The sequence below is a fragment of the Sphingopyxis fribergensis genome (assembly GCF_000803645.1).
Lineage (GTDB): Bacteria > Pseudomonadota > Alphaproteobacteria > Sphingomonadales > Sphingomonadaceae > Sphingopyxis > Sphingopyxis fribergensis.
In genome coordinates, this window is record NZ_CP009122.1 from 2,876,863 (window position 1) to 2,888,236 (window position 11,374).

At 59.8% G+C, this 11,374-nt stretch carries 10 protein-coding genes and 2 pseudogenes; 7 read left to right on the forward strand and 5 right to left on the reverse strand.

From position 1 onward, the window contains the following. Window positions 1-189: 189 nt before the first annotated feature. The 7 genes and pseudogenes from SKP52_RS13260 to SKP52_RS13290 all read left to right on the forward strand — a co-directional run. Complete coding sequence (locus SKP52_RS13260) at window positions 190-1,803, forward strand: long-chain fatty acid--CoA ligase (RefSeq protein ID WP_137865749.1); 1,614 nt, start codon at window positions 190-192, stop codon at window positions 1,801-1,803. A gap of 171 nt (window positions 1,804-1,974) precedes the next feature. After that, window positions 1,975-2,652: a TetR/AcrR family transcriptional regulator gene (locus tag SKP52_RS13265; protein ID WP_039575391.1), complete on the forward strand. Its 678-nt coding sequence runs from the start codon at window positions 1,975-1,977 to the stop codon at window positions 2,650-2,652. A 98-nt stretch (window positions 2,653-2,750) separates the two neighbouring features. Further along, window positions 2,751-3,437, forward strand: a pseudogene (locus tag SKP52_RS13270) (DDE-type integrase/transposase/recombinase); the annotation flags it as partial. 38 nt (window positions 3,438-3,475) lie between these two features. Next, complete coding sequence (gene tnpA, locus SKP52_RS13275; RefSeq protein ID WP_228383643.1) at window positions 3,476-3,967, forward strand: IS66-like element accessory protein TnpA; 492 nt, start codon at window positions 3,476-3,478, stop codon at window positions 3,965-3,967. A 26-nt stretch (window positions 3,968-3,993) separates the two neighbouring features. Beyond that, entirely contained in the window at window positions 3,994-4,320 is a 327-nt protein-coding gene (tnpB, locus tag SKP52_RS13280) for an IS66 family insertion sequence element accessory protein TnpB (RefSeq protein ID WP_202988349.1), read from the forward strand. 31 nt (window positions 4,321-4,351) lie between these two features. Continuing rightward, on the forward strand, window positions 4,352-5,869 hold the full coding sequence (tnpC, locus tag SKP52_RS13285) for an IS66 family transposase (RefSeq protein WP_039575396.1): 1,518 nt from the start codon (window positions 4,352-4,354) through the stop codon (window positions 5,867-5,869). 12 nt (window positions 5,870-5,881) lie between these two features. After that, window positions 5,882-6,154 (forward strand): annotated as a pseudogene (locus SKP52_RS13290) (integrase core domain-containing protein); the annotation flags it as partial. An 18-nt stretch (window positions 6,155-6,172) separates the two neighbouring features. On the opposite strand, the gene SKP52_RS13295 reads toward SKP52_RS13290, so the two are convergent. The 5 genes from SKP52_RS13295 to SKP52_RS13315 form a co-directional block, all read right to left on the reverse strand. Beyond that, window positions 6,173-6,784 (reverse strand): ABC-type transport auxiliary lipoprotein family protein, encoded by a 612-nt coding sequence (locus tag SKP52_RS13295; protein WP_081997347.1) that lies wholly within the window; start codon window positions 6,782-6,784, stop codon window positions 6,173-6,175. Next, window positions 6,781-7,689 (reverse strand): MlaD family protein, encoded by a 909-nt coding sequence (locus SKP52_RS13300; RefSeq protein WP_039575405.1) that lies wholly within the window; start codon window positions 7,687-7,689, stop codon window positions 6,781-6,783. Before SKP52_RS13300 ends, SKP52_RS13295 begins: the two co-directional genes overlap by 4 nt. After that, on the reverse strand, window positions 7,689-8,456 hold the full coding sequence (locus tag SKP52_RS13305; RefSeq protein WP_039575408.1) for an ABC transporter ATP-binding protein: 768 nt from the start codon (window positions 8,454-8,456) through the stop codon (window positions 7,689-7,691). Before SKP52_RS13305 ends, SKP52_RS13300 begins: the two co-directional genes overlap by 1 nt. After that, entirely contained in the window at window positions 8,453-9,553 is a 1,101-nt protein-coding gene (locus SKP52_RS25420; protein ID WP_039575411.1) for an MlaE family ABC transporter permease, read from the reverse strand. Before SKP52_RS25420 ends, SKP52_RS13305 begins: the two co-directional genes overlap by 4 nt. Window positions 9,554-9,908: 355 nt before the next feature. Continuing rightward, a complete protein-coding gene (locus SKP52_RS13315; RefSeq protein ID WP_039575413.1) occupies window positions 9,909-11,372 on the reverse strand; it encodes an efflux transporter outer membrane subunit in 1,464 nt (487 codons plus the stop codon). Window positions 11,373-11,374 lie beyond the last annotated feature (2 nt).

An 11,374-nucleotide genomic window follows, 5' to 3' on the forward strand; every position in this document is an offset into this window, starting at 1 on the left:
GGGGCCGATCGAACCTAGGCCGTGCCGCTGCAATATGATCATTGAGAATTGCTGGCCGAATGGAAACGCGGCACGTGGAGTTTGCCGCTGGACCAAAATGATGACGGTTATTGACAGCCCGCGCGGCAATCATACCCGAGGGGCGGAACCTTGCACGCGACGCCGCAGTGGGGCGAAGAAGGATGCAGCATGTTACGGGGATTGATGCAGGACGCGCCGCTGCTGATCAGCGGAATATTGGAATATGCCGCGCGCGCGCACGGCGAGAGGGAGATCGTCTCGAAGGCTGTCGATGAGCCGGTTTGGCGGTATGACTGGCACCGCTGCGATCAGCGTGCGCGTCAGGCTGCGCAGGCCCTTGGTGTCCTCGGGATTGCAACGGGCGACCGCGTCTCGTCGCTCGCCTGGAACACGCACCGCCACCTCGAACTCTTCTATGCGGCGCCGGGCATGGGCGCTGTATTGCACACTGCCAACCCGCGTCTCAGCGACGAGCAAATCGCCTTTACTATCGCTCATGCAGGCAGCCGCATTCTCTTCTTCGAGCCCAATCTAGCCGAGCTCGTCGCACGGCTGCGCCCTCTCCTTCCAGGTATCGAGCGTTATGTCCTTCTCGCGGATCGCGGAGCGACCGCGCCAGATGTTGCTGACGCGTTGAACTATGAAGCGTTGCTGGCACGCCAGGACGGGGCCCTCACCTGGCCGAGCTTCGATGAAAAGGCAGCCGCATTTCTTTGCTACACTTCGGGGACGACGGGCGACCCCAAGGGCGTCCTATACAGCCACCGATCAATCGTTCTCCACGGGATGGCGGCCGGTCTGAGCAGTGCCTTCGGGTTCAGCGCTTTTGATGTCATCATGCCCTGCTCGTCCATGTATCATGCGACGGCATGGGGACTTCCGTTCACGGCAGCGATTAACGGCTGCAAGCTAGTGCTTCCTTGCGACAGGATGGACGGTGCCAGTCTCGCCGATCTGATCAACGAAGAGGGCGTCACCTTTTCGGGCGGTGTGCCCACGATCTGGACCATGTACCTCGCTCATCTCGACACCACGGGGACGGGGGTCGGCAATCTCAAGCGCCTCGTGATTGGCGGCTCGGCCGTCCCGCGGGCGATGGCCGAGACATTCCGCGCCAAATATGGTGTCACTGTGCTCCAGCTCTGGGGCATGACCGAAACCAATCCTCTCGGCGTGATTTCGACGCCCTCCCCGCTCCTGATGGCCGAAGGCGAGGATTTCGCGAACGATCTCCTGCTGACGAAGCAGGGTCGCATGCAATTTGGCATCGAACTGCGCATTATCGACGGCGATGGCACGCCGCTCCCCTGGGACGGTGAGCAGGCGGGTGCGCTCCAGGTCCGCGGACCGTGGGTCGTCGATCGCTATTTCCCCGATTTTGAGGGCGCCGGGAGCGATGGCTGGTTCGACACCGGGGACATAGGTACGATCGATCGCTTCGGCTTTCTCCGGCTGACCGACCGCGCGAAAGACGTGATCAAGTCCGGGGGCGAATGGATCAGCTCGATTGATATCGAGAATGCGGCGGTTGGGTACCCCGGCGTCCGGGTCGCCGCGGTCGTTGGCGTATATCATCCAAAATGGGAAGAGCGACCCCTTCTCGTGATTGAAACGCATGAAGGTCAAGCCGTCACAGCCGACGCAATTCGCGCGCATCTGGAGACGAAGGTTGTTCGTTGGTGGCTGCCGGACGACATCCTGTTCGCGACAGTACCGCTCACTGCAACGGGAAAGATCGACAAAAAGGCCTTACGCGAAGCGTATCGTAACCAACTCGCCTAGATGAGATCACACTGCGTCCATTCCCTGCGAACGGCAGCGATCCTTTCAGGCAGGCAAAGTTCAGCGGGCCTCGTGGGTCTTGCATAAGCCCGGGCAATCTCGCGGGGGCGGGCTATACAATGCAAAGCGTTCTACGCTTGCAGCGCGGACAAGGTATGGCCAAGATGAGGCATGACGTCGACCCAAAAAACCAAAGAACAAGCTTCCGGACGAACAGGGAGGCCTACTCGACAAGCCTCGCAAGCACTTTCGAGGAAAATTCTCCGTGTCGCCCGCGATGTCTTCTTTGCCGACGGATTCGGTCGTTCAACGGCGGAACGGATTGCTGCAAAAGCAGGCATCTCCAAGCGCACTTTGTACGCCCGTTACGGGAGCAAAAAGCTGCTTTTCGAGGCGGTAATACTCAGGGAAATCGAGGATCGGCTCTCCTTCCTCGAACAGCACGTTCCCGAACATGGCGACGTTCGGCCCGAGCTTGAAGAGCTGTCCGATGAACTGCTATCCTGGATGCTTACCGACATTCATGTCGCGTTGGAACGCGTTGTAATGGCTGAGGCTGCACGTTTTCCCGCTTTAGCGCGAAACCTTTACGAATTCGGCGTAGGACGCACGACGAGATTGGTGGCAGAGGTTTTGCGCAAAGCCGAGGAGAGGGGAGAAATCAGGGTGTCAGACGCGAATTTTGCTGCGGAGCAGTTTATATCCAGCGTCATTTTGTCACCTTTTCGTCGGGCCGCTCTTGGAGTGGGAGTGACCAGTCACAATGAAACCTCTTCAGCCCGAATGAGGCAAGCTGTGGATCTATTTGTGTACGGCTGCCGCCCCTCCCAGAAGGGGAGCCATCCATAACATTCCCGCTTCATCTCGGGCTGGGCAGTTGTCACGACTAGGTGTTTAGTCCCAGCATGTGATGGTGTAAGCTTGTCATCGTCACAGCGGGAGGGATTATGGGCCAGCTTCTACACGGCAGCGCCAAGACCACGCACGCCGTTCGAGCGGAGCTACAGCGATCGCAAGCTCCGGTCGCGCAGCTCGCGAAGCGGTACGGGATCAACGAAAAGACGGTGATCAAGTGGCGCAGCCGGCCGTCGGTCGAGGACATGCCGGTGGGGCCGAAGGAACGGCGCAGCACCGTGCTGTCGCCGATGGAAGAAGCCGCGATCGTGGCGCTCAGGGTGCAGGCCCGGCTGCCGCTCGATGACGTCTTCATCGCGTTGAAGGACGTGATCCCGAACCTGACGCGCTCGTCGCTTCACCGCTGCCTGCAGCGGCACGGGATCAGCCGATTGCCGAAGGCGGATCGCGAGAAGCCGAAGAAGTTCAAGAAGTACGAGATCGGCTATTTCCACATCGATATCGCCGAACTGCGCTACGAAGGCGGCAAAGGATTCCTCTATGTCGCGGTGGACCGCACCTCGAAGCTGGTGTTCGCCCGCATCTATCGACGGGCGACCAAGCTCGCCGCGGCAGCCTTCCTGCGCGTGCTGATCAAGACGGTTCCCTACAGGATCCACACCATCCTGACCGACAACGGCGTGCAGTTCGTGCAGCGTGACCAGGGCGGCACACTGGGATGGATCGGCCATATCTTCGGCCGTGTCTGCGAGCAGAACGGCATCGAGCATCGCCTCACCGTAACCGGTGTTTCCCTGCCACCTTGCGGGAGTGAAGCGTGGCGTCGATTTTCGCTAGCCCGATCAGGCTGGAGGATGCTGATGCTATGATGATGACATGTGATGATGCTGGCACCAGCGTGGTTCGGCGTTTTGAGGTTTTCACAGGTGCGGGCCAGCGTCGGGAGTGGTCGCCTGAGGTAAAGGCGTCGATCGTCGCGGAGAGCTATTCGGGTCAGGAGACGGCCTGCGCGGTGGCGCGCCGTCATGGGCTTGCTCCGTCGCAACTATTCGCTTGGCGCCGGGATCTGCGCAAGAAGCTGGAGGACCAAGGGCTGACGCTTCCAGCGACGCCTGCGTTCGTGCCGGCGGTGATCGAACCGCTCCCTTCGGGTGATCCAGCCCCTGTCGCCAGGCGCGGCCGTCGCCGTCGGCGTCCCACAGTCAGTGCTGTCGAGCTGGAGATTGACGGCGTGGCGGTGAAGATCGGACGCGGGGCCGATGCGGCTGTGATCGCAGCGGTGATTGAAGCACTCAAGGCAACGCGATGATCGGACCTGGCGCTGGCGCGCGCGTGATGGTGGCGACGCGTCCGGTGGATTTTCGCAAGGGACCTGACGCCCTGGCCGCGCTGGTCGGCGCCGAGTATGGCGGCGACCCATATTCAGGCGTGATCTACGTGTTCCGGGCAAAGCGTGCTGACCGGATCAAGCTGGTCTGGTGGGACGGCACTGGCCTGTGCCTGATGGCCAAGAAGCTGGAGTCCGGCGGCTTCCGGTGGCCGGGCATCCAGGACGGCGTGATGCGTGTGACCTCAGCGCAACTCGGCGCGCTTCTGGAGGGTCTGGATTGGCGCCGGGTGCATGGCGGGCGCCGCCCGCAGGCCCCGCAGATTGCCTGTTGACGGGGCGTTCCCAGACTGATTCACTGCTCCCATGCTCATGGAAGCGGACCTGCCGGACGATGTTGACGCGTTACGCGCGCTCGTCCTCGAACAGGCCCGCAAGCTCGAGAGTGCCGACGCGGAAGCCGAACGCCTGAGGGCGATCATCGAGGCTTTTCGGCGTCATCGGTTCGGCCGCCGTTCCGAGCAGCTCGATCAGGATCAGTTGCAGCTGGGCCTTGAGGATGCCGAGACGGCGCTCGCGGAAGCCGAGGCCGCCAGCGAAGCGAAGGCCGGACGGCCTCGCAGTGATCCTGTGCGCAAGACCAACCGCGGTTCGCTGCCCGCGCATCTCGAGCGGATCGAACAGATCGTTGACGTCGAGAGCAATGCTTGCCCCTGCTGCGGCGGCGCCCTCCACCAGATCGGCGAGGATGTCGCCGAGCGCCTCGATGTGGTGCCGACCACCTTCCGCGTCGTGGTCACCCGGCGGCCGCGTTATGGCTGCCGTTCGTGCGAGAGCGCGATCGTGCAGGCGCCGGCGCCGGCGCGGATCATTGAGGGCGGCATTCCGACCGAGGCACTGATCGCCCAGGTGCTGGTATCCAAGTATGCCGATCACCTGCCGCTTTACCGGCAGGCCCAGATATACGCCCGGCAGGGCATCCGGCTCGACCGATCCACTTTGGCCGACTGGGTCGGGCGAGCGGCCTGGTATCTGCGCCCCTTGCGTGACCACATTCTCGACGAGCTACGACGATCCGAGCGGCTGTTCGCCGACGAGACGACCGCCCCGGTGCTCGATCCCGGACGCGGGCGGACCAAGACCGGCCAGCTCTGGGCCTATGCCCGCGACGACCGACCATGGGGCGGCTGCGATCCGCCGATCGTCGCCTATGTCTATGCGCCAGATCGCAAGGCCGAGCGTCCCCAGTTCCATCTTGGTGATTTTGCGGGCATCCTACAGGTCGATGGCTATGGCGGCTACGCCGCGCTCGCCCGGCGGCGCCAGCAGATCAGGCTCGCTTTCTGCTGGGCGCATGTGCGTCGCAAATTCTACGAACTGGCTGATACATCCCCGGTCGCTACCGAGGTGCTGCGCCGCATCGCCTTGCTTTACGCCATCGAGGACGATGTGCGCGGCCTCTCGGCCGAGCAGCGTCGTGCCGCTCGGGCCGGACGCAGCCGCGTCATCATCGACGATCTTCACCAATATCTTGCCGCCCGTGGCCGCCAGGTCAGCGCCAAGAGCAAGCTCGGCGAAGCGATCCGCTACGCACTCACCCGCTGGGACGGCCTCTCACGCTTCATCGATGACGGTCGCATCGACCTCGACTCCAATACCGTCGAACGATCGATCAGGCCGCTGGCTCGCAATCGCAAAAATGCCCTGTTTGCCGGTTCCGACGAGGGCGGCGACAACTGGGCGGTGATCGCCACGCTCATCGAATGTTGCAAGCTCAGCACCATCAACCCCCACCAATGGCTGACCGAAACCCTCACCAGCCTCGCCAACGGTTATCCCGCCAACAGCGTCGGTGATCTCATGCCATGGACCGTCGTAGCCTGAAAACACCGGTTACGCCTCACCAAACCCTATCACCCATGGACCAACGGTCAGGCCGAAAGGATGGTGCGCACCATCAAGGAGGCCACCGTCAAATCTTTCCATTACACGTCGATCAACGAGCTGCGCCGCCATGTCCGCGACTGGTTGGTCGCTTACAACTTTGCCAAGCAGTTGAAGGCACTGCGCTTCAAGACACCCTATGAGGCCATCGAAGAACTCTGGAAATCCAAGCCGGATATCTTCAATATGGAGCCACACCATCACATGCTGGGACTAAACACCTAAGTTTCCATTGGCTACCCGCTAATTGATCACCGCAGCCGTCCAACTCGCGATTTTGTCGGCCATTTCAAGGCTCGCGCGATCAAAGGCTTCGACGATACTCGAAACGCTGTTTGCGCTTGCTGTCCTATCAAGGACGATGCGCGTGACTGCCAGTGGTTCCGATTCTTTGGATCGGCTTAGTTCCACTTGCGCGGCGATGCGAATGATCGGGGCCGCGTCGGGCCCCTGCTCGTAATAGGCTGCAAAAGAAGAAAGCCGTGCGGATAGGACGTAATGATCGGAAGCCACGCTCTGGACAGGGATATATGCGTGATCGATTTTGCGCGCTACGCTTCCGGCAATAGCCTCGCGGATCATCTCGGGCGCAGGCCTCATCCACCGTGCTTTGGCCAGATACGTGACTTCGCGATTCTCGATCGTGAGGATCCTGTCTCCATCGGCCCCAGGCGGAAGCGTCGGTCGCGTAATATACACCGGAATCCACTGTCGTGCAATTTCACGCTCCGGTACGGGCGTGCTGCTGATCCGGTACAACGTCGATTTGCCGCCAGTTCCCAGAATATTCCCGCAACCAGAAAGGCAAATTAGCGCGCCCGTCAGCAAAAACATTCTTGCAGAGATCGTTTTCATTGGGAGAGCTTCCTTTCACGAGGGGTCCGTCGTAGCTGGCCGGCGAGCTGCTCGATTTCCTGCGCCGCGCTATCGAGCGATTTCAAAGTTGCAGCAATCCCGGAGCCGTCGGGCGCCGCCAATCCACTCGCGGCGTCATCAAGCCTGTGAATGACCACCCTCGCCTCGGCGATCCCCTCTCGAAGATCTCGAGCAGCTGCCGAGACATCGGCAAACGTCTTGCGACCGTCGCCATCGATCGCCGTGCGCGCCGATGCGGCCGCGGCCTCGATATCGGCCGCCGCCCGGTCCAGGCGTGCAAACGCTTGTTCAGCCTTGCTGAACATTCCGCGACTAGATCGCAATTCCGCCGTGGTAGCTCTTACATCCGCAATAGCAGCCGAAACATTTTCGATATTCTCGTCGGACAAGGTCCGGTTGACCCTTTCCAGGGCCTGCGAAGCGTCCGCCAACAATGCGCCACCTCCATCCATCAGGGATTGTAGCGAACTTTTTTCCGCCTTAATCACTGGGAGCGTTTCCTTGGAAACCTCCTTCAACAACGGCTTAGAGGGCGTCCCCGCACTGATCTGGATGTAGCTTCCGCCGGTTATGCCTTGCGACTCCGTCGCGGCGGTAGAATCGACGCGCACAGGCGTATCCTCGCGCAGGCGCACCCCTGCAAGCACCCTGTTTGGATTTCTGGGATCAAGACTAATACGCGTGATTTCTCCCACCGGAATTCCGTTGAACTGCACCTCGCCTCCCTCACTAAGACCGCGGACGGGACCATCGAAAATGATCCGATACTCGTCGAAATTACGGGCGAATTGGGATTGACCGAGCCAGAGGATGAAGCCGAAAGCCGCCGCTAGCAGAGCCAGCGTCAGGCCCCCAATCAGACCGTAGTTCGCGTCGCGTTCCATTAACGGTTCCTTTCCTTGGCGCGCTCCGCCCGCCCTCCCAAAAACGCCCTGATCCAAGGATGGTCAGACCTCTCAAGTTCCGCGATTGGCGAAACCTCGACAATTTTCTGATCCGCAACCACGGCCACGCGGTCGCTGATGGAATACAGGCTGTCGAGATCATGGGTCACCATCACGACAGTAAGCCCCAGCGTGTCGCTCAGCGTCCGTATCAGCTGGTCAAATTCGGCGGCGGCGATCGGGTCGAGGCCCGAAGTGGGTTCGTCAAGGAACAGCAATTCTGGATCGAGCGCCAAGGCCCTCGCTACGCTTACACGTTTTCGCATTCCGCCTGAAAGTTCAGCGGGCATTTGCCGGCCCACCTCGGCATCGAGTCCGACAAGGCCGATTTTCATCAGAGCCACGGCCTCGAGCCACGGCTCTCTAAGACGGGTATGTTCGATGAGAGGAGCCTCGACATTTTCTTGCACACTAAGAGAAGAAAAAAGCGCGCCATTTTGAAACATGACGCCAATTCGGTGATCAATTTCCGTACGATCAAAGCGACTCCCAATTTTTTTCTGAAAGATTTCGATTGTCCCATGGCTAGGCGCAATCAGGCCCAAAATGGTGTTCATCAGGACGGATTTTCCACTACCGGACCCTCCGACGACACCAAGAATCTCGCCACGATGGACTTCTAGGTTCAAATCCTGGTGGATAATGTGATCGCCAAATCGGGTTTTAAGATTCTCCACCCGAATAACGATGTCCGGATCGCAAATCATATTTCGAGCACGTTGAAGAGAATTGCAAAGGCGGCATCCAGAAGGATGATTGCGAATAGCGCTTGGACAACGGCGACGGTCACCCGCCCGCCCAGATCCTCAACATCTCCGCGTACCGAAAGGCCGTGGCGACATCCGGCAAGCGCAATCACAATGGCCAGCACCGGTACTTTTGCCATTCCAACCCAGAAGTGTCGGATATCGACCGCAGCCGAGAGTCGTTCGGCGAAATATGTCGGGCTCACGTCGAGTATGCCCCAGCTGACGACAAGCCCGCCGGCCAAACCAGCCAGCATGGCAACAATCGCCAGGAGGGGCATAATTACAAGCAATGCCAATACGCGTGGCACAACCAGCGCGTCGAACAGGTCGATGCCCATCACCTTCATTGCCTGCGTCTCTTGATTCATTCGCATTGCGCCGATCTGGGCCGCGAAAGTGGAAGCGGACCGACCGGCAAGTAGTATCGCGGGAATGAGGACGCCGAACTCGCGGAGGACGGATATGCCAACCAGTTCGACGACCAGTTCCGATGCACCCAATGTCTTGAGCAGATCGCTTCCTATGAGAGCCACCACTGCGCCGATAAAGAATGTCATGATCGCTATGAGTGGCAGCGCATCGAAGCCGGCCTTCTGAATTGACGACGCCAGTGCGATCAATCGCATCCTTTTGGGATGTGCAAGAGATTTCATGAGCGCCACCTCAAGTTGGCCGAGAAATCGAGCGCTTGCGCCGATTTCCTGGACAGCTCGATAAACTTTTTGGCCAAGACGCACGTGAAATGGGGGAGTTTTGATTGGCGGGACATCGCGGTCGGCCATGGCCGAGCCCACCAGCGCGAACAGATCAGCAAGATTGGCGGGCAGGTCTGCGGTAAATGCCGCATTGGGTGCGAGAGTCAGGATGGCGAGCGCGCCTGCGCTGTCTATCCTTCCCAGGTTTCCGAAGTCGCTTGAGAAGGAGAGGTTCGAGGGACTCAGAACATGCCCGGAAAGGCCTGCGATCGACATCGCTGTCCAGTCACCTTCAACGACCAACGTTGAAATGCCATCTCCTTCGCGAACGAAGATGTTCGGTGCTGTGCGCGCATTCATCGCAGCAAGTCTCCAACCGGTGTCGGGAGAGCGGATCGACCGTGGCAACTCCCTCTCCCATAACCCGTCATCGAGCGGATCATGCCAGCAAGCGGGACCACTGACCCCACACATTTAACCATGCCGATCCACACATCGCGCCTTGCCTCAATGGCATTATGTAAACGTCACCGTAGCGTTATATCAGGTCGCTTGCAAGGAGTATGCTGCGCACAAATCGGCCGACAGATCGTTTGAATAAGCACAGGATACTCTTGCTAAGGTTAGATAAAATTGTCAGTTGAAATCCCTATGAGATTCTTTCTGAACCGATATCGCACCTTAGAGTTCATATTAACGACACTCGTAGGTGACATTAAATCTTTGCTTGCACTTGCCATCCCAGGCCGAGTGATTTTTGCAGGGCGATCCATGACAGCGTGAGCGCCGCCTTTCCCCGGACGAGGTCGGTTGCCGCCTGCTGCTGTTTGCGAAGCGTGCGATTTAGGTCGGCGCGCGAGATCACTCCGCCGGCAAATCGTTGTCGATCAAGATCGGCTGCGCCATCTGCCTGGGACTTGATCTGCGCGAACGCCACCAGGGCAGAGCGCTGCTGGCTAAAGCGCGACAACGCGCGCTCGGCGTCCTGAAGTGCAGAAAGCACCGTCTTTCGATAGTTGGCAACTGCCTCGGCACGGACGGCGCTCGCCTGATCGACCGAGGCATCGACCCTTCCGAAATCGAGGAAGTTCCACTGCAACTGTGGAATGGCGAGAATTGACGGATTGCTCACATCAAAGAGATCGTCTGGCGACGTTCCGCCAAGTCCCAAGATTCCCATGAATGACAGCTTCGGAAATCGTGCAGCCTCCGCAACACCGATCCGAGCCGTTGCTGCCGCCAGGCTGCGTTCGGCCGCGCGGATGTCGGGCCGACGTGCGACAAGGTTGGAGGGGTCGCCCACGGCGACCTGTTCCGGCGGGAGGGGAACATCGAAGATCTGTTTCAGCGCTTCGTCCGTTGTCCCTGGGATCTGTCCAGCTAGAATGGCAAGCGCATCGAGCAATACCGCCGTGTCAGCTTCGGCCTCGGCGAGCTGAGACTTGAGCAGCTCGAGCTCGGCATTTGCATTGCCGAGAGGGAACAGGGGCAACACGCCTTGCTGATACCGTTGATAGGTTAGCGAGAGGGTTTGCTGCTGCAACTCGCACTCGGTTCGGTACGCTTTGGCTCGAAACTGGGCCTCGCGCAGGTTGACATAGGCATTGGCAACTTCGGCGGTCAGCTGGACCTTGGCATCCTCCACATTGGCAACCGCTGCCGCGGCCTGAGCGTTGCCGGCCTCGATCCGTCGCTGCGTTCCTCCTGCGAAATCCAGCTCCCAGTTAGCGTTGAGCCCGAGATTGTAGACACTGAGGCTATCATCCGCCTGTCCCTGCGGACTAACAGGCGCGCTCGCCGAAGGCGGGGCACTGTTCTGAATATCAAGGCCCGGCAAGCGGCCCTGAATAGCCGTCGCCTGGGTTCCAAGCGTCGGAAATCTTCCGGCCTTCTCCTGTCTCACGGATGCCCGCGCCTGCGCAATCCGCGCTTGCGCAGCCTGAAGCGAAGGATTGTCCGATAACGCAGCCTCGATAAGCCTGGTCAATTCCGGATCGTTCAAAAGGAGCCACCACTCTGCCAGCTCGGGCTCGGTATCGATGATGTTACCGCCGGCACGGACAAAGCCGTCATTTCGGTTCGCCGAGAATACTTCTGGAGGCCCGGCGTAGTCTGGGCCCGCAACACAACCGGCCAGCAGAAACGAGGCGAGAAGCGATATTACAGATTTTCTTATCATGT

Excerpts from the sequence above, each read along its gene's own strand:
- SKP52_RS13260 (WP_137865749.1), top strand. The coding sequence starts at position 190 with ATGTTACGGGGATTGATGCAGGACGCGCCGCTGCTGATCAGCGGAATA.
- SKP52_RS13265 (WP_039575391.1), top strand. The coding sequence starts at position 1,975 with ATGACGTCGACCCAAAAAACCAAAGAACAAGCTTCCGGACGAACAGGG.
- tnpB (WP_202988349.1), top strand. The coding sequence starts at position 3,994 with ATGGTGGCGACGCGTCCGGTGGATTTTCGCAAGGGACCTGACGCCCTG.
- tnpC (WP_039575396.1), top strand. The coding sequence starts at position 4,352 with ATGCTCATGGAAGCGGACCTGCCGGACGATGTTGACGCGTTACGCGCG.
- SKP52_RS13295 (WP_081997347.1), bottom strand. The coding sequence starts at position 6,784 with ATGAAAACGATCTCTGCAAGAATGTTTTTGCTGACGGGCGCGCTAATT.
- SKP52_RS13300 (WP_039575405.1), bottom strand. The coding sequence starts at position 7,689 with ATGGAACGCGACGCGAACTACGGTCTGATTGGGGGCCTGACGCTGGCT.
- SKP52_RS13305 (WP_039575408.1), bottom strand. The coding sequence starts at position 8,456 with ATGATTTGCGATCCGGACATCGTTATTCGGGTGGAGAATCTTAAAACC.
- SKP52_RS25420 (WP_039575411.1), bottom strand. The coding sequence starts at position 9,553 with ATGAATGCGCGCACAGCACCGAACATCTTCGTTCGCGAAGGAGATGGC.
- SKP52_RS13315 (WP_039575413.1), bottom strand. The coding sequence starts at position 11,372 with ATGATAAGAAAATCTGTAATATCGCTTCTCGCCTCGTTTCTGCTGGCC.